Origin of the sequence: Gordonia sp. C13 (assembly GCF_023218005.1) — a bacterium.
In the GTDB taxonomy this organism is placed as follows: Bacteria; Actinomycetota; Actinomycetes; order Mycobacteriales; family Mycobacteriaceae; genus Gordonia; species Gordonia namibiensis.
The window spans coordinates 1-23,472 of record NZ_JALPSY010000039.1 but is presented as its reverse complement, the minus strand read 5'-3'; the positions used below and the strand labels follow the sequence as shown (position 1 = coordinate 23,472).

The 23,472-nt window shown below is 67.3% G+C and carries 23 protein-coding genes; 14 read left to right on the top strand and 9 right to left on the bottom strand.

The window, feature by feature from the left end:
* The first annotated feature begins 369 nt into the window (after positions 1–369).
* The 4 genes from M1L58_RS22045 to M1L58_RS22030 all read left to right on the top strand — a co-directional run bounded on the left by M1L58_RS22045 (position 370) and on the right by M1L58_RS22030 (position 6,334).
* Positions 370–1,899 carry an aldehyde dehydrogenase family protein gene (locus tag M1L58_RS22045; RefSeq protein WP_006866253.1) on the top strand — a complete coding sequence of 510 codons (1,530 nt, stop codon included), beginning with the start codon at positions 370–372 and terminating at the stop codon, positions 1,897–1,899.
* A 108-nt stretch (positions 1,900–2,007) separates the two neighbouring features.
* Complete coding sequence (locus M1L58_RS22040; RefSeq protein ID WP_308221836.1) at positions 2,008–2,640, top strand: TetR/AcrR family transcriptional regulator; 633 nt, start codon at positions 2,008–2,010, stop codon at positions 2,638–2,640.
* Positions 2,641–2,696: 56 nt separating this feature from the next.
* A complete protein-coding gene (locus M1L58_RS22035) occupies positions 2,697–4,601 on the top strand; it encodes an ABC transporter ATP-binding protein (protein ID WP_248660476.1) in 1,905 nt (634 codons plus the stop codon).
* Positions 4,598–6,334, top strand: a complete 1,737-nt coding sequence (locus tag M1L58_RS22030) for an ABC transporter ATP-binding protein (protein ID WP_248660475.1) — start codon at positions 4,598–4,600, stop codon at positions 6,332–6,334. The genes M1L58_RS22035 and M1L58_RS22030 overlap by 4 nt, the downstream gene beginning before the upstream one ends.
* A gap of 380 nt (positions 6,335–6,714) precedes the next feature.
* Here M1L58_RS22030 and M1L58_RS22025 read toward each other — a convergent pair whose 3' ends face one another.
* The 5 genes from M1L58_RS22025 to echA20 all read right to left on the bottom strand — a co-directional run bounded on the left by M1L58_RS22025 (position 6,715) and on the right by echA20 (position 11,141).
* A complete protein-coding gene (locus M1L58_RS22025; protein ID WP_248660474.1) occupies positions 6,715–7,512 on the bottom strand; it encodes an ABC transporter ATP-binding protein in 798 nt (265 codons plus the stop codon).
* Between the two features lie 96 nt (positions 7,513–7,608).
* Positions 7,609–8,697, bottom strand: coding sequence for an NAD(P)H-dependent flavin oxidoreductase (locus tag M1L58_RS22020; RefSeq protein WP_154882074.1), 1,089 nt, complete (start codon positions 8,695–8,697; stop codon positions 7,609–7,611).
* On the bottom strand, positions 8,694–9,464 hold the full coding sequence (locus M1L58_RS22015; RefSeq protein ID WP_248660473.1) for a CoA-transferase subunit beta: 771 nt from the start codon (positions 9,462–9,464) through the stop codon (positions 8,694–8,696). Before M1L58_RS22015 ends, M1L58_RS22020 begins: the two co-directional genes overlap by 4 nt.
* Complete coding sequence (locus M1L58_RS22010; protein WP_006866246.1) at positions 9,461–10,354, bottom strand: CoA transferase subunit A; 894 nt, start codon at positions 10,352–10,354, stop codon at positions 9,461–9,463. The genes M1L58_RS22015 and M1L58_RS22010 overlap by 4 nt, the downstream gene beginning before the upstream one ends.
* 1 nt (position 10,355) lies before the next feature.
* Positions 10,356–11,141 (bottom strand): (7aS)-7a-methyl-1,5-dioxo-2,3,5,6,7,7a-hexahydro-1H-indene-carboxyl-CoA hydrolase, encoded by a 786-nt coding sequence (gene echA20, locus M1L58_RS22005; RefSeq protein ID WP_154882076.1) that lies wholly within the window; start codon positions 11,139–11,141, stop codon positions 10,356–10,358.
* 91 nt (positions 11,142–11,232) lie between these two features.
* Here echA20 and M1L58_RS22000 point away from each other — a divergent pair, with 91 nt between their 5' ends.
* The 3 genes from M1L58_RS22000 to M1L58_RS21990 are packed head-to-tail and all read left to right on the top strand — an operon-like array spanning position 11,233 to position 13,335.
* On the top strand, positions 11,233–12,021 hold the full coding sequence (locus M1L58_RS22000; RefSeq protein ID WP_006866244.1) for an SDR family oxidoreductase: 789 nt from the start codon (positions 11,233–11,235) through the stop codon (positions 12,019–12,021).
* A gap of 43 nt (positions 12,022–12,064) precedes the next feature.
* The gene (locus M1L58_RS21995; protein ID WP_248660472.1) at positions 12,065–12,961 is read left to right on the top strand and encodes an SDR family oxidoreductase; all 897 of its coding nucleotides are present in this window, start codon (positions 12,065–12,067) and stop codon (positions 12,959–12,961) included.
* Complete coding sequence (locus tag M1L58_RS21990; RefSeq protein WP_248660471.1) at positions 12,958–13,335, top strand: hypothetical protein; 378 nt, start codon at positions 12,958–12,960, stop codon at positions 13,333–13,335. The genes M1L58_RS21995 and M1L58_RS21990 overlap by 4 nt, the downstream gene beginning before the upstream one ends.
* Positions 13,336–13,403: 68 nt before the next feature.
* Here the strand turns inward: M1L58_RS21990 and M1L58_RS21985 are convergent, their stop codons facing one another.
* A complete protein-coding gene (locus tag M1L58_RS21985) occupies positions 13,404–14,060 on the bottom strand; it encodes a GNAT family N-acetyltransferase (RefSeq protein ID WP_248660470.1) in 657 nt (218 codons plus the stop codon).
* Between the two features lie 157 nt (positions 14,061–14,217).
* Here M1L58_RS21985 and fadD8 point away from each other — a divergent pair, with 157 nt between their 5' ends.
* Positions 14,218–15,864: a fatty-acid--CoA ligase FadD8 gene (gene fadD8 / locus M1L58_RS21980; RefSeq protein ID WP_248660469.1), complete on the top strand. Its 1,647-nt coding sequence runs from the start codon at positions 14,218–14,220 to the stop codon at positions 15,862–15,864.
* Positions 15,865–15,994: 130 nt separating this feature from the next.
* On the opposite strand, the gene M1L58_RS21975 is transcribed toward fadD8, so the two are convergent.
* The gene (locus tag M1L58_RS21975) at positions 15,995–16,954 is read right to left on the bottom strand and encodes a helix-turn-helix transcriptional regulator (protein WP_248660468.1); all 960 of its coding nucleotides are present in this window, start codon (positions 16,952–16,954) and stop codon (positions 15,995–15,997) included.
* A gap of 87 nt (positions 16,955–17,041) precedes the next feature.
* On the opposite strand from M1L58_RS21975, the gene M1L58_RS21970 reads away from it, so the two are divergent.
* On the top strand, positions 17,042–17,647 hold the full coding sequence (locus tag M1L58_RS21970) for a TIGR03086 family metal-binding protein (protein WP_248660467.1): 606 nt from the start codon (positions 17,042–17,044) through the stop codon (positions 17,645–17,647).
* 216 nt (positions 17,648–17,863) lie between these two features.
* On the opposite strand, the gene M1L58_RS21965 is transcribed toward M1L58_RS21970, so the two are convergent.
* Entirely contained in the window at positions 17,864–18,361 is a 498-nt protein-coding gene (locus tag M1L58_RS21965) for a nitroreductase family deazaflavin-dependent oxidoreductase (RefSeq protein WP_006866237.1), read from the bottom strand.
* A 1-nt stretch (position 18,362) separates the two neighbouring features.
* Entirely contained in the window at positions 18,363–19,526 is a 1,164-nt protein-coding gene (locus M1L58_RS21960; protein WP_248660466.1) for a steroid 3-ketoacyl-CoA thiolase, read from the bottom strand.
* 345 nt (positions 19,527–19,871) lie between these two features.
* On the opposite strand from M1L58_RS21960, the gene M1L58_RS21955 reads away from it, so the two are divergent.
* The 5 genes from M1L58_RS21955 (at position 19,872) to M1L58_RS21935 (ending at position 23,456) form a co-directional block, all read left to right on the top strand.
* A complete protein-coding gene (locus M1L58_RS21955) occupies positions 19,872–21,191 on the top strand; it encodes a cytochrome P450 (RefSeq protein ID WP_006866235.1) in 1,320 nt (439 codons plus the stop codon).
* Positions 21,188–21,637: a nuclear transport factor 2 family protein gene (locus M1L58_RS21950; protein WP_005197741.1), complete on the top strand. Its 450-nt coding sequence runs from the start codon at positions 21,188–21,190 to the stop codon at positions 21,635–21,637. The genes M1L58_RS21955 and M1L58_RS21950 overlap by 4 nt, the downstream gene beginning before the upstream one ends.
* Positions 21,638–21,814: 177 nt before the next feature.
* Entirely contained in the window at positions 21,815–22,291 is a 477-nt protein-coding gene (locus M1L58_RS21945) for an RNA polymerase sigma factor (protein ID WP_006866234.1), read from the top strand.
* Entirely contained in the window at positions 22,288–22,911 is a 624-nt protein-coding gene (locus tag M1L58_RS21940) for a hypothetical protein (protein WP_248660465.1), read from the top strand. Before M1L58_RS21945 ends, M1L58_RS21940 begins: the two co-directional genes overlap by 4 nt.
* Positions 22,908–23,456: a carboxymuconolactone decarboxylase family protein gene (locus M1L58_RS21935; protein ID WP_248660464.1), complete on the top strand. Its 549-nt coding sequence runs from the start codon at positions 22,908–22,910 to the stop codon at positions 23,454–23,456. The genes M1L58_RS21940 and M1L58_RS21935 overlap by 4 nt, the downstream gene beginning before the upstream one ends.
* The last annotated feature ends 16 nt before the right edge of the window (positions 23,457–23,472 follow it).

Below are 23,472 nucleotides of genomic sequence, written 5' to 3'. Positions count from 1 at the left end.
GGTGTGAACCCCCGCTCCCTGAGGTGTGAGGAGCGTAAGCGACGAGCCTCGAAGGGCTGGTGAGACGACCTCGCCAGCCCTTCGAGGCTCGCTTCGCTCGCACCTCAGGGAGCGAGGGGGGTTCGCTTCGCTCGCACCTCAGGGAGCGAGAGTGGCTCGCATCGCTCGCTGCTCGAGACCTCGCCCGAAGATCCCCCGGGCGAGGTCTCGACCTTTTGGCGTACCGGTCGTACCCTTCTGGCAACCGACGTGCCCACATGTACTTGTGATCTGGCGCATACTATTGTGTGGGACAAGCGGACGTTTTTGTTTCAATGTCCACCGTGCCGCAAGTCCGACCTGCAGCAAGAACTACCTGAGGGGATCTCGATGACCAAGCCTGCTGAGCACACCAGCACCGGGGCGCCGATCGCGAAGCGCGGCGTCTCGTCGGAAGACCACACACTGACCGAGTTGGTCGAGATCCAGCGAGCCGCGTTCCTCCGTGACGGCATTCCCGACGCCGACACCCGCATCGACCGGATCACCCGTCTGGCTGCGCTGCTGCTCGACCACTCCGACGAGATCGCCGCTGCGCTGACCGAGGACTACGGCTCACGTCCGCGCGAACTGTCGCTGGCCGCCGACGTCGCCGGCTGCATGATCGACCTCACGCACCAGCGTCGTGGCGTCAAGGAGTGGATGGGCGAGACCAAGTACGCCAAGGTCCAGGGGCTTCTGGGCTACAAGCAGAGTGTCCGCCACGACCCGCTCGGCGTCGTCGGCATCATGGGCCCCTGGAACTTTCCGCTGCAGCTGACGATCGTCCCCGCCGGATCGGCCTTCGCCGCGGGTAACCGCGTGATCATGCGCCCGTCGTCGATCACCGCGAAGACCACCGACGTCATCGCCAAGTACGCGCCGGACTACTTCTCCATCGAGGAACTGGCCGTCGCCACCTCGAAGCACGGTTCGGGCTCGGACTTCGCGAAGCTGAAGGTCGACCACATGTTCTTCACCGGTTCGCCCGAGGTCGGTGCCTCGGTGGCCCAGGAGGCCGCCAAGAACCTGATCCCGGTCACCCTGGAGCTGGGTGGCAAGAACCCGGCGGTCGTCGACCTCGACGCCGACATCGACAAGGCCGCGAAGATGCTCGCCGACGCGCGCCTGGTCAACGGCGGCCAGGTGTGCCTGTGCCCCGACTACGTCTTCGTCCCGGAGGCCAAGCTCGGTGAGTTCACCGACAAGGTCATCGCACGCTGGACCGAGCACTTCCCGACGATCTACGACAACGACCAGTACACGGCGACGATCAACCAGAAGAACTTCGACCGCATCGTCGGCCTGATCGACGACGCCGTCGAGCTGGGTGCCGAGAAGCGTCAGGTCATCCCCGGTGGCGAGCCGCTGCCGAACGCCGAGCGTCGCAAGATCCCGCCGACGCTGCTCACCGGTGTCCAGGCCGGCATGAAGATCGAGGAGGACGAGGTCTTCGGTCCGGTGCTGACCGTGTACCCGTACCGCGAGCTGTCCGAGGTCATCAGCCACATCGCGTCGCACCCGCATCCGCTGACCATGTACTGGTGCGGCGATCGCAACGACCGCTTCGAGAAGCTGGCCGACAACACCCGCAGTGGTTCGATCAACGGCAACGACTTCGCCATCCACCTGTTCAGCGGCGACCTGCCGTTCGGTGGTGTCGGACGCTCCGGAATGGGCGGCTACCACGGCAAGACCGGTTTCGAGACCTTCAGCCACGCCCGCGCGGTCGCGTTCTCGACGCTGCCGATGACGGTCGCCGAGATGATGTCCCCGCCGTTCCTGGCCAAGGACTCGAAGATGACCGATCAGCAGCTCAAGCTGTTCAAGTTCTTCAACTCCCGCGCGATCAAGAAGGTGCGCAAGCGCCTGGGCGCGTGACACCGCCGCGCATGAGAAGCGCGTAGCATCTCCGCTTGGCCGGGTTCGTCTCACACGTTCCCGGCCAAGCGCTTGCTAGGGTGATGGGCAGACTCTCCAGGAGGATGCGTGTCCCCACGAGGCCAGACCAAAACCGAGGCGAAGACCGGCACCGGCACCGCCGTTCGTTCGTCGCGCCGCGACGAGTTGCTCGCCACCGCCGGGCGGATGTTCGCCGAGAACGGCCTGCGTTCGACGACGGTCCGCGACATCGCCGACGCCGCGGGAATCCTGTCGGGCAGCCTCTATCACCACTTCGACTCGAAGGAGTCGATGGTCGACGAGATCCTGCGCCGCTTCCTCGACGACCTGTTCGCCCGCTACCGCGAGATCGCCGGCGCGGGGCTCTCCGCGAGCGAGACGCTCCGCGGGCTCGTCGTCGCGTCGTTCGAGTCCATCGACGCCGAACGCAATGCGGTCGCGATCTACCAGGACGAGGCCAAGCGGCTGTCGGGGCAGGAACGTTTCGATTACATCGGCGAGCTGAACGTCGAGTTCCGCCAGCTGTGGCATGCGGTCTTGCAGCGCGGCGTCGACGACGGTGAGTTCCGTCCGGATCTCGACGTCGAACTGGTCTATCGCTTCATGCGTGACACGGTGTGGGTGGCCGTGCGCTGGTACCGGCCGGGAGGTCCGATGACCGTGGACTCGATTGCCGACCAGTACCTGTCGATCGTCCTGGACGGCATCCTGCCCCGCTGACGTCAGAGAGTTAGGGTACCTTTCCCTAATCGGTCGGCGGCCGATAAGGTGCGGTCATGACAATTGGCGGAACACAAGTGGCCGCGCCTGCGCCGACTCCGGAGTCCGAGGACGCACCCGACGATCCGAAGGCCGCGCGGATCCAGGCCCGCGCGGAGGCCAAGGCCAAGTCAACGGCTCTCGCCGATGTCCTGGCGCCGGTGAAGACGCGTACCGTTCTCGCCCAGTTCGTCCAGATCTTCGCCTCGGCCGCCACGGTGGTGCCCTTCATCGGCATCGTCGAACTCGGTCGCACGTTGCTGGCGCCTGGACCGACCGACACCGGCCGCGTGTGGCTGATCGTGTGGCTCGTCGTCGGCGGGCTCGCAGCGCGGGCCCTCTTCGCGTTCCTCGCGCTGGCGATCACCCACTTCGCGGACCTCGACCTCCAGGCGCAACTCCGAATCCGCATCGCCGACAAGCTCGGTCGGCTCCCGCTCGGATGGTTCAGCCGCACCAGCTCCGGCGCGGTGCGCAAATCGGTACAGAACGACGTCGCCGACCTGCACTATCTGGTCGCGCACGCCCAAGTCGAGGCGGCCGCGGCGGTCCTGTCGCCGATCTTCGCGCTGATCTACTGCTTCATCCTCGACTGGCGTCTCGGTCTGCTGGCCATCGCGACGGTGCCGCTGTATGCCCTGACCTACTCCTACATGGCGCGAGATCTGACCGCCGAGATGGAGAAGATGGACTCCGGTGTGGCCCGGATCAGCGCCACCATCGTCGAGTTCATCGCCGGTGTCGCGGTGGTCAAGACGTTCGGACAGACGGGAAAGGCGCACCGCCGCTTCATCGATGCCGCCGACGAGTTCAACGACGACTTCGCCGGATACATGGGTCCGATGCTGCGCGTGCAGGCCATCACCACGGTCCTCATCTCCGCCCCGCTGATCCTGCTGGTCAACCTCGGCGTCGGCTACTGGTTCGTCGACAAGGGCTGGGTCACCCCGATCGAACTGGTCGGTTCGACACTGATCGCGATGATCCTCCCGACCGCGCTGCTCACCGTCTCGACGGCGGTCCACACCCGCCAGCAGGCCTCGGCCGCTGCCCTGCGCATCGCCGACCTCCTCGCCGAACCCGAGCTGACCATCCCCGAGAACCCGCAGGTTCCCGCCGGTCACGACGTGCGAATCGAGAACGTGCACTTCACCTATCCGCCGCGTCTCGGCGTGCCGTCCGGTGTGAAGGCGCTCGACGGCGTCAGCATCGAACTCGCCGAAGGCACCGTGACCGCGCTCGTCGGGCCGTCGGGCAGCGGTAAGTCGACGCTGGCGACCCTGCTGCCGCGTTTCGGCGATCCCGACTCCGGCTCGGTGCGCATCGGCGGCGTCGACGTCCGCGACATCGCTCCCACCGAGCTCTACCGCCACGTCGGCTTCGTGTTGCAGGACGTGCAGCTGTTGACGATGTCGGTCCGCGACAACATCCGACTGGGCCGGCCCGAGGCCACCGAGGAGCAGGTCCACGACGCCGCCCGTGCGGCCCAGATCCACGAGCGGATCCTGGAGCTGCCCGACGGCTACGACACCGTCGTCGGCGATGGTGCGCACTTCTCCGGCGGTGAGGCGCAACGTGTCTCGATCGCCCGCGCACTGCTCGCGGACACCCCGATCCTGGTTCTCGACGAGGCGACCGCCTTCGCCGACCCGGAGTCAGAGGCGCAGATCCAGCAGGCCATCGGTGCGCTGATGGTGGGGCGGACGGTTCTGGTCATCGCGCACCGGCTCGGTTCGATCACCCACGCCGACAACATCGTCGTGCTCGACCGCGGGCGCGTCGTCGAACAGGGACGTCAGGACGATCTGGTGGCCAATGGCGGCCTGTACGCGTCGATGTGGGCCAGTTACGAGGCAGGCACCACCCGGCAGGATGAGCAGATCGCGCTCGGCGCGGTCGGAAGTGACGAGGTGGCGCGATGATCCGAGGTTTCTACACGATCCTGGGTTCCGAGCGCGCCCGGATGGTCGTCTTCCTGAGCTGGGTCGTCGTCTACGGCGTCGCCCAGGGTCTCGCGATGCTCACGCTCGTCCCGATCACCGAGAACCTCCTCGACGGTGACCTCTCGGCCGCTGCGAAGTGGTTGTGGCCGTTGGGCATTCTGGTGTTGATCTGCGCGGTCAGCGCCTACATCCAGTCCCTCAAGGGCATGACGATGGCCCTGTACGCGATGCGCATGCTGCATCACCGGCTTGGCGACCACATGGTCACGCTGCCGCTCGGCTGGTTCACGCGCGAGCGGATCGGCGACGTCTCGCAGATCGCCGTCAAGGGAACGATGTTCGTCGGCAGCACCGGCGCGCACTACATCACGCCGGTCGTGGTGAACACGGTCAGCTCCGTGGTCGTCGTGCTGGGGATCTGCTTCTTCGACTGGCGGATCGGGTTGCTGATGGTGGCCGGGACGCTGGTCCTGATGTACGTCGGCAAGCTCTCCAGCCAGTTCTTGTCGAAGGCGGAGCGCCGCAAGCGGGCCGAGGCCGTGAAGGTCAACAACCGGGTGCTGGAGTACGCGCGGTGCCAGGCGGTGCTACGTGCCTTCGGTGCCGCCGACTCCGCACACGTCCCGCTGGCCGAGGCGCTCGGTCAGCAAGCGCGCGTGGGCAAGTCGATGCTGTGGCGCTCCATCCTCGGCATCCTGCTCAACGGCCTGACGGTGCAGGTCGTGTTCAGCGCCGTCCTCGCCCTCGGTGCCTGGCTCGCGGTGGCCGGCCACATCGAGCCGGCCCTGCTGGTCGCCGTGTTCGGACTCGCCGCACGCTTCTTCGGACCGATCGGCGAACTCGCCGAACTCGGTTCGACGCTGCGCATGTCGACCGACGAGATCAACCGCATCACCGGTGTCCTCGACACCGACCGCATGCCCGTCCCGGATCAGCCGAAGCCGATCACCGAGCCGGGTGCGGTCGAACTGTCGAAGGTCGCCTTCGGTTACGACAACGGCACCCCGGTGCTGCGGGACGTGTCCCTGCGGGCGCAGCCCGGAACGATGACCGCGCTCGTCGGGCCGTCAGGGTCGGGCAAGTCGACCATCTTCCGTCTGATCGCCCGCTTCTACGACGTCGACGGCGGGTCGGTGAAGGTCGGCGGCACCGATGTCCGCGACCAGGAGACCGGTGCCCTGATGGGGCAGCTGTCGCAGGTCTTCCAGGACGTCTATCTCTTCGACGACACCCTGTGGGAGAACATCAAACTCGGCCGTCCCGACGCCACCGACGACGAGATCCGCGCGGCCGCCGAGACCGCCGGCGTCATCTCCATCGTCGACCGCCTGCCCGATGGCTGGCAGACCGTCGTCGGCGAAGGCGGTTCAGCGCTGTCCGGCGGTGAGCGTCAACGGGTCTCGATCGCGCGGGCCCTGCTCAAGGACGCCCCGATCGTGCTCTTCGACGAGGCGACGTCCGCCCTCGACCCGGAGAACGAGTCGCACGTCGCCGAATCCATCCGGCGCCTCGCCGACCGCAGCACCGTGCTCGTCATCGCGCACAAGCTGTCCACGATCATCGCCGCCGACCAGATCGTCGTCCTCGACGACGAGGGCGGCGTCGACGACATCGGCACCCACGACGAACTCCTCGGCCGCGGCGGCCGGTACACCGAATTCTGGAACCAGCGCACCGCCGCCGCCGGCTGGACGCTCACGCCATCGTCATAACCTCTGCTGCGTGAAATCGAAGGAGCGGGTCCCACTGCTGCGTGAAATCGAAGGAGCGGGTCCCACTGCTGCCTGAAATAGAAGGAGCGGGTCCCGCTGCTGCCTGAGGTGCGAGGAGCGTTAGCGACGAGCCACGAAGGCCTGGTGAGTTAACGTCGGCAGCCCTTCGTGGCTCGCTTCGCTCGCACCTCAGGGAGCGAGGGGGGGCGGGTTCGCGCGCACCTCAGGGAGCGAGGGGCCGCTTCGCTCGCACCTCAGGGAGCGAGGGGGGGCTTCGCTCGCACCTCAGGGAGCAAGGGGGCCGTTTCGCTCGCACCTCAGGGAGCAAGGGACGGGTTCGCGCGCACCTCAGGGAGCAAGGGGCCCCGAAGGAGCGACCTTCACGACGCGCCGCCCCCACCCCGCGCCGACCACCGCCCGTCCTGGTGCGTGATCTCGATGGGGTAGTCGAAGCACTCGGTCACCAGTTCGGTGGTGAGGATGTCGTGGACCGGGCCCGCGGCGAGGATGCGGCCGCCGGTCACCAGCACGGCGTGCGTCGTCGTCTCGGGGAGTTCTTCGAGGTGATGGGTGACGAGGACGGTCGCGAGTTCGGGGTGTGTCCGGTGGAGTCGGTCGACGGTCTGCAGAAGGCGTTCTCGGGCGGCCACATCGAGGCCGGTCGACGGCTCGTCGAGCAACAGCAGCTGAGGGTCGGACAGCAGTGCACGGGCGATCAGGGTCCGGCCGCGTTCGCCCTGCGACAGGTTCGTCCACGATGCCGACGCGAGTGCGCTTAGCCCCAGCATCTCGATCAGTTCGTCGGCGCGGGCGAGCGTCTCCGGGGCGGGCGTCCGATGATCCATCAGTTCGGTGGTGCCGGTCGCGCCCGTCAGCACGACGTCGCGGATCGACAGCGGCGACCGCAGCGGATGCCGTGGATTGACGTGACCGATGGACTCGCGCAACTTCCGGATCTCGACGCGGCCCAGCTGGTGGCCGAGGACGTGCACGGTGCCGTGAGTCGGGTGTTGTTCTGCGCCGCACAGACTCAGGATCGTCGATTTGCCCGCACCGTTCGGACCGATGAGCGCCCAGCGCTCGCCGGCCCGGATGGTGAGGCTGATGTCGCTGAGGATTGCGCGGGACTGCCGCACGAAGTCGACGGAGTCCAGGCGCAGCACATCGGGAGTCGTCACGGTCCGACGCTACCGAACCGCTCACGACTCCCTGAACGCAGAATGCGGGATGGATGCCGCGATCCGGCACCCATCCCGCACTCTGTCGGGGGTGTGTCAGCCCAACGACCCGAGCGTCTTCAACCGCTCGTGGGCCTGCGTCATGATCGACTGGATCAGCTCGTCGCAGCTGGGCAGATCCTCGATCATGCCGACGACCTGACCCGAGGCGAGGACACCCGCGCGGGTGTCGCCTTCGACGAGGCCGGCCTTCAGCAGCATCGGGGTGTTGCCGGCCATGATGACCTGCTGCCAGGTCCGTTCGCCCGACTTCTTCATCGTGCGACCGTCTTTGAGCATGGTCGTCCAACGCATGCCGGTCATCTGCTTGAACTCGTTGGCGTTTCGCGCCGCGGCGAACAGTGCCTTGACCGGGCTGCCGCTCTCGAGTGCCTCGACGAGCGGGGTGCGCAGCACACGGTGGGGCATGCCGTCGACCTTCACCGAGACGACGGTGTCGTTCAGTCCGCGCTGCAGGTACTCCTGCTTGACCGAGTCGGGAACTGCGCTGTCGGACGTCAGCAGGAAGCGGGTTCCCATCGCGACGCCCTGGGCGCCGTAGGCGAGCGCCGCGGCCAGGCCGCGACCGTCGAAGAAGCCGCCGGCTGCGACGACCGGCATGTCGATGTTCTTCGCTGCCAGCGCATCCAGCACCGAAGGCAGCAGCAGGGTGGTGGCGACCGGACCGGTGTGTCCGCCGCCCTCGCCGCCCTGCACGATGACGGCGTCGGCGCCCCACGAGGCGACCTTCACCGCATGCTTGGCCGCTCCGATCGACGGGATCACGACGATGCCGTGGTCCTTGAGCTTCGCGATCAGCTCGGGCTTCGGGGCGAGCGCGAACGACGCGACCTTGACGCCCTCACGGATCAGTAGATCGATCCGCTCAGGAGCGTCGGTGGCATCGGCACGCATGTTGACGCCGAAGGGCTTGCCGGTCAGCGATTTCGTCTTGGCGATGGCCGCCTCGAGCTCGCCGTAGGTCATCGTCGCCGACGCCAGGATGCCGAGGCCGCCGGCGTTCGACGTCGCGGAGGTCAGCGATGGCCCGGACACCCAGCCCATGCCGGTCTGCACGATCGGGTACTCGATCCCGACGAGCTCGGTGAACGAGGTGGACAGACCGGCGGCCCTGGCCGCACTCATCGGACTTCCTTGTTGCGAACACCCTTGGGATCGAGCACGTCTCGGATGAGGCTCAGTTCCTCTGCGGTGGGTTGCCGCGTCTCCGGGGCGTCGGCGAGGCCTTCGATTTCGAAGCCGGTGTTCTCGGCGACCTCGTCTGCGGTGACCCCCGGATGCAGCGACAGCGCCCGCATCGTGTGATCCGCCCCGCCGAAGTCGAAGACGCCGAGGTTGGTGACCACCCGGTGGATGTTGAGGTCGTCGAACGCGGGGTTGGCCGGGTCGACCTTGTCGAAACCGACGCCGGACACGATGTCGACCGACTCGCCGAAGACGCGGGCGGAGTGCCGTGCGACCCAGTAGCTGGTCGGATGGTTGATCGTGTTGCCGGGAGCCCCACGTACACCGAACATCTGGCGTGTCGGGTGCTGAAGCGGTCCGAACGCCGACAGGTTCTGATTGCCGTGACGGTCGATCTGGTTGGCGCCCATCACCACATGGCGACGACCCGACGCCACGACGTCGAACACCTTGCGGAACGGCATCCAACCCTCGATGGGGCCGGTCTTGCCGATCGGCGGGGTGTCGGCGAGGATCAGCGCCTCGCCGTCGGTGATCAGCAGGTCGGGCTCGGTCGTCAGACGTGCCAGGCGGGCGCCGAGCAGGGGGACGGGAGCCATCGGCGACGCCATGATCTCGCCTGCGCCGGCGAAGATGTCGGCGCACGAGATCACGCAGTACTCGGCCCTCGTGGCTTCGGCAGGGGCCCGGGTCTCGGCGGTGCTCATTGTCCGTCCTCCTTCTGCTCGTCCTGCCAGGCACTGACCTCGCGCTGGTAGGTCTCCTCGTCGACCTGGAGGAATCGGCGGGAGAACGTCTCCCACGTGTCGGGTTCCTTGGCACTGGCGACATAGAACTGCTGGAACTTCTCGTCGCGCCCGTACTCACCGGCAAAAGTGAAGTGAGCGCCGTTCGGTGTGTGCACCACCCGGTCGACGTTCATACGGTTCAACAGAAGTCGCTGATGCGGAACGGTTTTCACCAGGACCTCGGTGGAGACGATCTGATCGGCCTCCAGGTAGCGGCGTTCGGCTGCCCCACAGTAGAGATCGTCGAAGTACGGGTCGACGCCGGTGTAGGCGGCGTTGCCGTGCGCGTCGGCCAGGTCGAGATGGACGAACGCGGCGTCGAGCTTCAGTGCCGGCATCGCGACCAGCGTCTGGGTCCGTCCGTCGGCGTCCGGGTAGGGGGACTCGACGGTCTTGAGTTCGCCCTCCCAGAAGTTCAGGACATCGGAACCGAGCCCGGCCCGGATCGGGAGGAACGGCACACGGGCCGCGGCGGCCTCGAGGCCGCACTTGACCATGCCCTCGTCCATCTCACGCACCTCGATCTCGCCGTTGGTGCGCGCCTTGGCGAACCACGGGTCGTAGAAGGGGGCGGAGTCCAGTGAGACGAAACCGTAGTAGGCGCGACGCACCTTGCCTGCCGCGCAGAGCAATCCGAGGTCGGGGCCGCCGTAGGTCACGACCGTGAGGTCCTTGACGTCCGAGCGGGCGATCGCGCGGACCAGGGCCATCGGCTTGCGGCGCGAACCCCAGCCGCCGATGCCGATGGTCATGCCGTCGCGGAGTTCCGCGACGACGTCGTCGAGCGTGCTTGTCTTGTCGGTCGGCATCTCAGGCGTGTCCTCCGTTGTGAGAAGCGTTCGAGGCGAGTGGCTTACCGGTCGAGACGAACGCGTCACGATGCTCGTCGGCGACGCCGGCCAGGTTCAGCTCGAAGGTGAAGCCCTGTTCGAGGCGGTAGCTGGCCTTCACGTCGACCGGGTCGATGTGGTTGATGGCCTCCTTGGCCGCCCGGATGACCCGGGTGTCCTTGGCCGCGATGGCCTCGGCGACCTCGAGCGCGGCGTCGAGGAGCTCTTCGCGGGGCACGACGCGGTACACCGAACCGAAGTGCTCGAGCTGCTGGGCCGTAACGTTCTTCGCGGTGAAGTAGAGGGTGCGCATCATGTGTTGCGGCACCAGGCGCGCGAGATGTGTTGCTGCACCGAGTGCTCCGCGATCGACCTCCGGAAGGCCGAAGACCGCGTCGTCGGAGGCGACGATGACGTCGGCGTTGCCGACCAGGCCGATACCGCCGCCGACGCAGAAGCCGTTGACCGCGACGATCACCGGGACCGCACAGTCATAGACGGCACCGAAGGCCGCCGCGCATCCGCGGTTGGCGCCGATCAGGGCGTCGAAGCCCTCGGTGGCCTGCATCTCCTTGATGTCGACGCCGGCGTTGAAGCCGCGTCCTTCGGCGCGCAACACCACGACATGCGTGGCCGGGTCGACGCCGGCTGCGGTGACCGCATCGGCGAGTTCGAACCACGCGGCCGATGGCAGCGCGTTGACCGGCGGGTAGTCGACCGTGATGGTCACGATCCCGGATTCGGTACGTGTCGTGGTGATCGGCACGCGTGCTCCTCTCGTGGCTGCGGTGTCAGCCTCGTGGGCTGCGCAAGCATTGAACCAAGCAAGTGCTTGGTTGTTTGGTAGGGTAGCACCCATGCAGACGCAGTCACAGGTCGAGCTGGGCCTGGTCGGGAAGGTTGTCCTGGTCACCGGTGGTGCACGAGGGGTCGGCGCGGGTATCACCCGGGTGCTGTCGGCGCTCGGCGCCCGGCCGGTGATCTGCGGTAGGAACGCGGACAACCTCGCCGACGACCTCCGCGACATCGACTTCTTCTCCTGCGACGTCCGCGACGCCGCCGCCGTCGAGACGATGATCGACGACATCGTCGGCCGCGCCGGCCGCATCGACGGGGTGGTCAACAACGCCGGTGGATCGCCCTTCGCGCTGGCCGCCGACGCCTCGGTCCGTTTCGCGAGCAAGATCGTCGACCTCAACCTCCTGGCGCCCCTCGCCGTGGCCAAGGCCGCGAATGCGGTCATGCAGTCGCAGCCGGACGGCGGCGCGATCGTCAATGTCTCGAGCGTCAGCGGGCACCGGCCGTCGCCGGGCACTTCGGCCTACGGTGCGGCGAAGGCCGGCCTCGACAACCTGATGACCTCGCTGGCCGTCGAATGGGCCCCGAAGGTGCGGGTCAACTCGGTCGTCGCCGGTCCCGTCGAGACCGAACAGTCGCACCTCCATTACGGAGATGACGCCGGGGTGGCGGCCGTCGGCGCCACCATTCCGCTCGGCCGGATGGCGACACCCGTCGACGTCGGGAACGCCGTCGCCTTCCTGCTCTCGCCGTTGGCCGGTTACATCAGCGGTTCGACGCTCACCGTGCACGGCGGTGGCGAGAAGCCGGCCTTCCTCGACGCCGCGACCGCCGGCAATGCCGTCTGATCCACCCGATCCACAAGTCTTTGCAGTTCAGAAAGGAAACACCTTGAGTAGCAAGCTGAATGAGGGCCGCGTCGTCATCGTGACCGGCGCCGGACAGGGTATCGGACGAGCCCACGCTCTCGCCTTCGCCGCCGACGGCGCCAAGGTCGTGGTCAACGACTACGCGGAGAACCTCGCTACCGAGGTCGTCGACGAGATCACCACGGCCGGTGGCGAGGCCGTCGCATCGGTGGGCGACGTGGCCGACTGGCAGAGCGGCGAGGCCATGGTGGCCACCGCTGTCGACACGTTCGGTCGGCTCGACGTTCTCGTCAACAACGCCGGTTTCGTCCGTGACCGCATGCTCGTGTCGCTCTCGGAAGACGAGTGGGACGCCGTCGTCCGCGTGCACCTGAAGGGACACTTCGTCGGCCTGCGGCACGCCGCGGCCTACTGGCGTGCGGAGGCCAAGGCGGGACGCACCCCGCAGGCACGGATCATCAACACCAGTTCCGGTGCCGGACTGTACGGTTCGATCGGTCAGGGCAATTACGTCGCCGCGAAGGCGGGCATTTCCGCGCTCACCATCCAGGCGGCTGCCGAACTCGGCGGCTACGGCATCACCGTCAACGCGATCGCGCCGGCTGCCCGTACCGCGATGACCATGGGTGCCGGCGATGCGATGGCCGCACAGATGGCAGCTCCCGCCGACGGCTCGTTCGACGTGATGGACCCGGCGAACATCTCGCCGCTCGTGGTGTGGCTCGGCTCGCCCGAGTCGGCGTCGGTGAACGGTCGGGTCTTCGAGGTCGAGGGCGGCAAGATTTCGGTGACCGACGGTTGGCAGCGAAGCGTCGAGCGAGACAAGGGATCTCGCTGGGAGGCCGCCGAGCTCGGCCCGGTGGTCGAGGAGATCCTGGCGAAGGCGCCGGTCCCCATGCCGGTCTACGGCGCGCGGTGACCTCGGCAGACAGAGATCAGCAGCGGGTCGCGGCGGCCCGGGCGTATGTCGACGCCCTGGTCAGCCACGACCCGTCGGCGGTGTCGTTGCATCCCGACTGCACCCGCGTCGAATTCGGCGTGCGGACCGGACGCAACGGACCGCACATCGCCCGCAGCCTCGCGAACGGTCCGCAGTTCCGCCTGATCCACCGGATCTCGGACTTCGCCGCGCAGGTCGACGGGCACAGCGTCACCACCCGGTACGTGGTGCACGTCCGGCCGCGGGCCCTGCGCCTCGGTGCTCCGGTGTCGGAGACCTTCGTCGTCGACGAGGAGAACCGGATCCGGGCGATTGTCGCGAGGTTCGGGCTGCCCCGGCCTCAATCCGCCTGAGCTGCAAGCAAAAAACGACCGAACCCACCACCCCGTGCGGGATGGTGGGTTCGTCGTCTGCGCTGGGACTAGGCGCCGGGTGCGCGCACGACCATCGGCACTCCGGGGAAGTACGCCGCCATCTCCGAGCGCGACTTGCGCAGGGCGGCGGTGCCGTAGCCGGATTTGCGGTACTGCGGGTGAATCCAGATGCGCAGGTCGACCTCGCCGTTCTTGAGCTCGCCGAAGACGAAACCCACCTTGGAGTCTCCCTCGACGGCAACGAGCCAGACGGCCTCCTCGGCGTCGACGCGGTCGGTGGCGGCGCTGATCTCGGCGGCGACGTCACCGGCCGGTGCACCCGAACCGTCGCCCGCGGTGCCGAGTTCGTCGGTGCGGGCCGCGAAGAGTTCGGCGTCGGCCTGCGGGTCGAACGGACGCAGGTCGAGGGTGTCGCCGCTGCTGGCGGGACGCTCGGCCAGGGTGAAGGTGAGGGCGTTGTTGAGGTCGTCGAGCTCGGCCTGGTTCTTGCGGCGCTCGTCCTTGGTCAGCTGGTTCAGCTTCATGTCCAGGATCGCCTTGGCGCCCAGCTGCGACTTGCCGAGGAGCTCCGCGATGGCGGTGACGGCCTCGTCGTGATTCTCTGCGTCGACGATGGCGTCGAGGACCTCGTGTCGACGCTCCAGCGCGGTGAGCAGGGCGTCAGCGATGTCGCGGCGAGTGGTGGCCTGGTCAAGATCAGTCATGCTTCGATCCTAGGACACCCCCGGTGGGTCCGGGGGCCGGCCTCGCGGCTCCCTCACGCGCATCCGGCGCGTCAAGCTAGAACGTGTTCTACAGGCAATAACCGCCATTTTGGTGGTCCTTCTTTCCTGAAGCTGCAACACGTCCTAGTCTTGTGGCATGACGAACGAGGGTACGACGACCGCACCGACCGACTTCGATCACCTTCGCGGGGGTACGCACATGGGCGACCTGATGGTCGCCGCGCTCAAGCGCCACGCCGATCGCACGGTGCTGTCCCTGGGTGACACGGAGATGACAGGTGGCGAGATGGCCGCCGCGATCAGCCGCTACATCCAGGCCTTCGAGGGGTTGGGCGCGGGTACCGGCACCGCGGTCGGTCTGCTGGCGCTGAACCGCCCCGAGGTGCTCTTCGTCATCGGCGCCGGCCAGACACAGGGATGGCGGCGAACCGCGCTGCACCCGCTCGGATCGCTCGACGACCACGCCTACGTCCTCGCCGACGCCGGCGTCTCGACCCTCATCATCGATCCCGTGCCGATGTTCGTCGAACGCGCGGCCGCCCTGCTCGAACGCGTCCCCGGCCTGAAGCAGGTGCTGACCCTCGGTCCGGTGCCGGAGCAGTTGTCGGCGCAGGCCCGTGACGTCATCGCCGAGGCGGAGAACTTCGAACCGAAGCCGCTCGTCGCCGCGCATCTGTCGCCCGACCACGTTGTCTCGATCACCTACACCGGTGGCACCACCGGAAAACCCAAGGGCGTCATCGGAACCGCGCGTGCGATGGCGACGATGACCCAGATCCAGCTCGCCGAGTGGGAGTGGCCGGAACACCCGCGGTTCCTGCTCTGCACGCCGCTGTCGCATGCGGGTGCGGCCTTCTTCATCCCGACCCTCATGAAGGGCGGGTCGATGGTGGTGCTGTCGAAGTTCGACCCGGCCGAGGTCCTCAAGACCATCGAGGAGCAGAAGATCACGGCGACGATGCTCGTGCCGTCGATGCTGTATGCGCTGATGGATCACCCGGACTCGCGGACGCGCGATCTCTCGTCGCTGGAAACCGTGTATTACGGTGCGTCGCCGATCAATCCGGTGCGTCTCGCCGAGGCGATCGAACGGTTCGGTCCGATCTTCGCCCAGTACTACGGACAGTCCGAGGCGCCGATGGTGATCAGCTACCTCGCCAAGGACGATCACCCGGGACCGGGGGAGGATCACCGTCGCCTGAGCAGCTGTGGCCGGCCGTCGGCGTTCCTGCGCACGGCACTGCTCGGTCCCGACGACAAGCCCGTCCCCCAGGGCGAACCGGGCGAGATCTGTGTCGCCGGACCGCTTCTCGCCGGCGGTTACCTCGGCCTCCCGGAACAGACGGCCGAGACCTTCCGCGACGGCTGGCTGCGCACCGGCGACGTCGCGCGGGAAGACGAGGACGGCTTCTGGTTCATCGTCGACCGCACCAAGGACATGATCGTCACCGGTGGATTCAACGTCTTCCCCCGCGAGGTCGAGGACGTCGTGGCCGAGCATCCGGCCGTCGGCCAGGTCGGCGTCATCGGTGTGCCGGATGAGAAGTGGGGTGAGGCGGTCACGGCAATCGTCGTGCTGCGTGCCGACGCGGATGCCGATGACGCTGCGAAGGAACGCATCACCGCGGAGATCCAGCAGACGGTCAAGGATCGCAAGGGTGCGGTGCAGTCGCCGAAGCGGGTCATCTTCGCCGACTCGCTGCCGCTGACCGCGCTGGGCAAGCCGGACAAGAAGGCGCTGCGGTCGCAGTACTGGGCCGACTCCGAGCGCGGGGTCGGCTGACACCAGTCGTCGCTGAAAACGCCGCTGAAAACCGCCCCTGAGAAGCGCACCTGGGAACCGCCCCCGAGAAGCGCCCTCTGCAGCCGGGCCGTCGACATAGTGTCGTCGGACCGTCTGTGGAGGGTCGTTCTCAGGGGCGTTTTTCAGTGTTGGACAGGGCTGTTCGCGCCCGGTCGGACAGCGCTTCCCGGACCCACCCAGGTTCTTCGACGACGATGTCGTGGTCGAACAAAGTTGTCCACAGCGCGCGAACGGCGTGTCGGTGGTCGGCGAATCGGAGTTCGACGCGCCGTCGGGTTCCGCTGTCTGTCAGGGGCTTGGAGAATGCCGCGATCGACCGGATCTGCTCGACGGCATCGGCGGCGCACTCGATGACCACGTCGACCGGGTCGAAGGACGACCGGAACGCTGCGCGCCGACGCTCCCAGACCTCGTTCAGATCCACGGCCTCGTCGCGCACCGCCGGCTCGTCGAGGACCTCGACCCCGCTCATCCGGGACAACCGGTACATGCGTTCATCCGTCCGGTCGTGCGGCCCGACACCGTGTGCGACGAGGTACCACGTGTCGCCGGCGATGATGAGTCCGACCGGATCGAGGATCCGCTCGCGTGCCTCGTAGGCGCCACGCGGGCGGTAGCGGGTGCGTATTCGTCTGCCCGCGAAGACCGCGAACTGCACCGGGTCGAGGGCGTCGAGATCCTCCGGCGCTCGGACAAACCCCTCCGGGCGGACCAGAACCCGTTGAGCGGCTCGAACTGCGGTACCCCGGTAGGCCTCGGGCAGTGCCGCGGTGACCTTGCGCATCGCGCTGGCGAAGGCGGGGGAGTCGAGCCGGCCCGTTCCGGCCAGCAGCGACGTGGCCTCTTCGACGGTCAGTCCCGTGAGGTCGGTGCGATAACCCGGTAAGAGCGAGAAGCCTCCGTGCCTGCCGCGCTCGGCGTACACCGGGACCCCGGACAGCGAGAGTGCCTCGATGTCGCGCAGCACGGTCCGCTCCGACACCTCGAGTTCGGCGGCGATCGTCGACGCGGTCACCCGATCGTGCTTCTTGAGCAGCATGAGGACCGCGATGAGGCGTTCGGCGCGCATGCCGAGAATCTTCTCTCACAAACCTGACAGAAGGTGTCAGGTTTCCGGGTTTGACTGGTCTTGTCAGTCATCGAGAGAGGAAAGACCATGAACGCACCGACCACCCCGCCGGATCCCCGCCCGGCCTTCGCAGCCGCCACCACCTGGGTCACCGGACTGCTCTCCGCGGTGACCGCCGAGCAGCTGGACGCGCCGACGCCGTGCGACGAGTTCGACGTCGGCACGCTGGGGGCTCATCTGCTTGCCACGGCACAGCGAGCGGCCGCGCTACCCGAGGGGGTCGACGTACGCACCATGCCGTTCATCGCCGACCGTTTCGACGCGGAGGAGTACGCGGCAGTCGCGGCGCGGGCGATCGACCTCTGGTCCGATGACGCCATGCTCGCCAGGATGGTCCAGGTGCCGTGGGGCGAGGTGCCCGGCGCCGGCGCGCTGTGGGGTTACGTCAACGAAGCTCTCGTGCACGGATGGGACCTAGCGGTCGCGACCGGGCAACCGTCGGAAGCGGTGCCGGAAGCCGCCACCGCGACACTCGCCATCGTCCGTAGGTTCATCCGGTCCGAGATCCGCCAGGACCCGAACGTGCCCTTCGGCGTCGTCGTCGAACCCCGCCCGGGCGCGGGACCCGTCGAGACCCTGGCGAACTGGTCCGGGCGCGAGTCCGCCGCATGGCTGCCCGCTGCGACTCGGTGAACGTGCCCCGCCTTCTTGGTCTCTGAGGTGCGAGCGCAGCGAGCCACGAAGGGTTGGCGAACTATCTCGCCAGGCCTTCGTGGCTCGTCGCTTTCGCTCCTTGCGCCTCAGGCAGCGGGAGTGGTGTCGCTTCGCTCCTCGCGCCTCAGACGGCGGGAGTGGTGTCGCTTTCGCTCCTCCCGCCTCAGGCGGCGGGAGTGTGTCCCGTTCGTCGGATCAGGAAGCGGGACGGGGCTCGCAGATGACGACCGGGATCGTCCGGTCTGTCCATGCGACGTAGGTGTCGAAGTCTGCGTAGACGTCGACCAGTTCCGGCCACACCTCGGCGCGTTCGGTCTCGTTCGCGGTGCGCGCGACGAGGTCGAACGTCTCCTTGCCGAGCTGGATGGTGACATCGGGGTTGTCGCGCAGGTTGAGGTACCAGGCAGGGTGTTTCGCCGAACCGCCCTGCGACGCGACGACGACGAACTGGTCGCCGCGACGGAGGTAGACGAGCGGCACCGTCCGGGGTTCACCCGACTTGCGTCCGATGGTGGTGAGCAGGAGCACCGGCGCGGGCTTTTTCAGTCCCGCGCCGACGCGCCAGGTGCCACCGATCCGGCCGCCGGTCGCCTTGTAAAGGCGGGTGTTGATCCGTGAGCCGACCTTGATGAGGGTGCCGACGATCGGCGAATCGAGTTGTGCGGGCTTCTTGTCCGGGTCGAGGAGAGGCATCTCAGATGCGCTCGAGGATGGTGCCGGTGGCCATCGCGCCGCCCGCGCACATCGTGACGAGAGCGGTCTGACCGTCGCGACGCTCCAGCTCGTGCAGTGCGGTCGTGATGAGGCGGGAACCGGTGCTGCCCACGGGGTGTCCGAGGGCGATGGCGCCGCCGTTGACGTTAACGCGATCCATGTCGGCGTTGTGGACCTGGGCCCAGCTGAGCACGACCGAGGCGAAGGCCTCGTTGATCTCGACGATGTCGATGTCGGACAACGACATCCCCGACTTCGCCAGGACACGTTCGGTCGCCTGGACCGGGCCGTCGAGGTGGAAGTGGGGTTCGGAGCCGACGAGCGCCTGCGCCTTGATGCGGGCGCGCGGGGTCAGTCCGAGGGCGCGGGCCCTGGCCTCGTCCATGATCAGCACGGCAGCGGCGCCGTCGGAGATCTGCGACGACGTGCCGGCGGTGTGGATGCCGCCCTCGAGCACGGGCTTGAGTGCCGCCAGGGATTCGAGGGTGGTCTCACGCAGACCCTGGTCGCGGCTGACGTCGATGATGTTGCCGGTGAGCTCGCCCTCCTTGGTCCGCTCGGGTGCCTTGAACGAGAGGATCTCGCGGTCGAACCGGCCCTCGTCCCAGGCCCGGCGGGCGAGGCGCTGGCTGCGCTCACCGAGTCCGTCGACGTCGGCGCGGGTGATCCCGCGACGCTTCGCGATGCGCTCGGCCGCCTCGAACTGGTTCGGCAGGTCCACGTTCCACGAATCGGCGTGGTACGGGCCGGCGCTGGTGCCGACGTTCGCGCCGAGCGGCACGGTGGTCATCGTCTCCACGCCGCAGGCGATGCCGACCTCGATGGCGTCCGAGGCGATGAGCCCGGCGATGAGGTGATTGGCCTGCTGGGCCGAGCCGCACTGGGCGTCGATCGTCGTGGCGCCGGTGTGCTCGGGGAGTCCGGCCGACAGCCAGGCCTTCCGGGAGACGTTGCCCGCCTGCGAGCCGGCCTGCGTGACGCAGCCGCCGAGGACCTGCTCTACGAGTGCCGGGTCGATACCGGCCTTCTCGATGAGTCCACGCTGCGTGATGCCCAGCAACTCCTCTGCATGGAGGCCTGACAACCACCCGGCGCGCTTGCCGATCGGCGTGCGTACTGCTTCCACGATGACCGGAACGCCCATTTCCACTCCTTCGTTCACCCGGCGGAACCAGTTCCGTCGTCTGCGGGTAGACGGCGCTTCGACGGAGGTGTCGAGGCCGTGCATTCAAGCTAGAACATGTTCTATCTTTGCGTCCATGGGCAGTCTTCGAAGCCTGGTCGCGGCCACGTCTGCTGCGATCCGACACCGGTCTGACGTCCGCTGGAACGTGGTGGATGTTACTTGTTCCGCGAGCGAAGTCCCCAGGTGGGGCTGTATACCGCGGTCTAAAACTAGAACAAGTTCTCATCGGGGGCTGTCGCGTGTGTCACAATGTGGTCTAATGAGATTGAAACAGGTTCTAAATCTCCAGCGAGGTGGTGTGACGTGACCCAGGCCCAGAGTGCCCCGATCGGCAGTGAGCCGACCACGGCGGATTCTGCGCGCACGAGCCCTTCCGACGTCGTCGCGAAGTGCCCGTTCATGGAGCAGGAGGGTTGGGACTTCACCAACCCGGATCTGCTCGAGCAGGGAATCCCAGTGGAGGAGTTCGCGCAGCTCCGCAAGACCGCGCCGGTCTGGTGGAACGCCCAGGCGCCCGGTAAGGGTGGTGGTTTCCACGACGGCGGGTACTGGGTGATCTCCAAGCACGCCCACATCCGCGAGATCTCCAAGAACAACGATGACTGGGAGACCAACGCCAACGGCGTGATCATGCGCTTCGAGGACGACATGACCTCGGAGCAGATCGAGATCACCAAGGCGCTGCTGATCAACCACGATCCGCCGGAGCACACCCGTCTGCGCAAGCTGGTCTCCAAGCTGTTCACCCCTCGTGCGGTGCATTCGCTCGAGGAGAAGCTCGACGACGCCGCTCGCGAGATCGTCTCGCGCGCCGCGCAGAAGGGTTCCGGCGACTTCGTCAAGGACGTCGCCGTCGACCTGCCGCTGCTGGCCATCGCCGACCTCCTCGGTGTTCCCCAGGAGGACCGCGAGAAGCTGTTCGACTGGTCGAACTCGATGATGAACGCCGACGATCCGGACTACACGACGGATCCGCAGCAGGCCAACGCCGAGATCCTCGGCTACGGCTACCAGATGGCCGAGGAGAAGCGCCGCAACCCGGGTGATGACATCGTCACCAAGCTGGTGAACGCAGACATCGACGGACAGTCGCTCGATGAGACCGAGTTCGGCTTCTTTTTCATCCTGCTGACCGTCGCGGGCAACGAGACCACGCGTAACGCCATCAGCCACGGCATGAACGCCTTTCTCGATCATCCCGATCAGTGGGAGCTGTTCAAGAAGGAGCGGCCGGCGACCGCGGTCGACGAGATCGTCCGCTGGGCCACCCCGGTCAACGCCTTCCAGCGAACCGCCAAGCGCGACACGCAGATCGGCGGCGTCGACATCAAGAAGGGTGAGCGCGTCGGCCTGTTCTACGGCTCGGCCAACTACGACGAAGAGGTGTTCGAGGATCCGTTCTCGTTCAACATCCTCCGCGATCCGAACCCGCACGTCGGTTTCGGTGGCAACGGTGCGCACTTCTGCGTCGGCGCCAATCTCGCGCGTATGGAGATCAATCTGATGTTCAACGCGCTGGCCGACCTCGTCCCCGACATCACCAAGCTCGACGCACCGCGTCGTCTCCGCCACGGGTGGATCAACGGTGTCAAGGAACTCCGCGTCGACTACGGGACGAAGTGACCGCAGCTGAAGAGGCGCCCGCCTACCTGAACATCGACCGCGAGAACCATCCAGCGGTCGTGGCGGGGCGTCGTTCCCGAGAGTTCGTGGAGTCTCGCGACAAGCAGGCGTGGATCGACAACTTCGCGCCGGACGCGATCGTCCAGGATCCGGTGGGCCCCTCGATGTTCGACCCGGAGGGTGTCGGATTCCGGGGGTACGACCGCATCTCGGAGTTCTGGGACAAGTCGATCGCGGCGACCGAGAGCATCGAGTTTCGCTTCGACGAGGAGATCATCTGCGGGAACGAGGTCGCCTACATCGGCAGCATCGTCACCCACATCGCAGGTCACGTCTCTGAGGCGCGCGGCGTGTTCACCTATCACGCCGACTCCGAGGGCCGCCTCTCGGCGCTTCGGGCCTACTGGGAGGTCGAGAAGACGATCAACTCGGTGCGCAAGGCCTGACCTCGCACAACGATCCGCCGCGGGCGGGACCGGTGACCACGTCACCTGTCCCGCCCGCGGTTTTTTCGTCCGATCCGTCGTTACAGCCGGCGGGGAGAGGCGGAAGATGAGTCGAGGGATCGTCGACACGAAAGGTGTGAGAACTCGGAGTCCGGCGCGATCGACCAGTTCGACGCGGTGTACCGCGAACACGTTGCGGGGGTCTGGCGCTACGTGCGTACCCGCGTGCCCGCAGACCCCGACGCCGACGACGTGACCGCGGAGGTGTTCGCGAAGGCGATCCGTTCGCGAGACGGCTTCGACGACCGGCGCGGCACGATTGGCGCATGGCTCATCGGGATTGCCCGGCACGTCGTCGCGGACTGGTGGGCACGCAACGCTCGAGAGGTCCCCGTGGCCGAGGTGGACGTCGACACCGACCGTCCGGCGGCCGCGGAGGATCCGGAGACGGCGATGCTGCGGGAGGCAGAAGCTGACGACGTCCGCAGCAGATTGTGGGTGCTCACCGCCAGGGAGCGTGAGGCGGTCACGCTTCGGTTTGCCACCGAGCTGACCTCCGAGGAGATCGGAGCGGCGATGGGGATCTCGGCGACCGCCGCCCGGATGTTGGTCTACCGGGGCGTGGCGAAGCTGAGGGAGGTGATGCCGCGGTGACGCCGCAGGAACCGTACGAGGACGAGGCGGCCTTCGATCCGGTCGAGGTCGCGGCCGCCGAGCGTCTCGACGAGGAGATCGCCGCCGTTCTGTCCGGTTCCGTCCGACCGGGATCGGCGGACTCCGACCTGGTCGCGATGGCGGGCGCGTTCCGGCGCGGACCGTCGGTATCGACGTATGCCGCCGTGGAACGACGGGTGGCCGAGGCGAGACCGCGAAGAAGTCGATGGCGGTGGTCGCCGGCCCAGGTGGCCGCGGCGGTGCTCGGCACAGTGCTGGTCGTCCACGGGGTGGTCAACATGGTTGCCGGTGAATGGATCTCGACGTCGCTCGGTGAACCGCACAATCAGCACGCGATGATCGACGGGGGTCTCGCGTTCATCGCCATCGGTGCCGCGATCGCGGTGGCGTCGACGCGGCGGCGCTGGTTGCCGGTGGCGGTCATCGTCGGGGTGCCGCTCGGGTTGATCATGGGTGGTCGCGGCGTGCATGAGATCGGGGTGTTCGCGTGGGGCGCCGTGGCGCACGGGGCGGCGGGGCTGGCGGCGATCGTTCTGTTGGTCACATACTCGGTCGCGTGGCGTTACAGCCGCAGGCGAGGACGGGAAGAACGGGTATGAGATCACTACATCGAATCCGGAACCACATGCGCGCGTTCGGGCAGGCGAAACGTCATCGCACCGACCTCGTCCGGCAGCTCGGGCGCCGTCCCTTGCTCGCCGGGGCGACCGTCGGGGTGGAGAGCGCGCTGTTGCTGTCCAACAAGGTGGACCCGAAACTCAAAGAGCTCGCCGAACTCAAGGCCGCCGGGATGGTGAGCTGCGAGTTCTGTCTCGACATCGGGTCGGCGCTGGCTGTGAGTTCCGGTGTCACCGAACAGCAGATGCGCGACCTACCGCGGTATCAGACGTCGTCGGCCTACAGCGAGGTCGAGAAACTCGTCATCGCCTACGCGGAGGCGATGACCATGACCCCGGCGGTGGGGGACGACCTGGCGGACCTGCGTCGACGCCTCGGTGAACACCTCACGGAGACGCAGATCGTCGAACTCGCGATGACTGTTGCCTGGGAGAACCAGCGGGCGCGACTCAACCAGTCGCTGGGCGTCCGCCCGACCGGGATGTCCGACGGCGCGGCCTGCGCTCTGCCCGAACGGGTTTCGTAGCATTCACGCGCATATG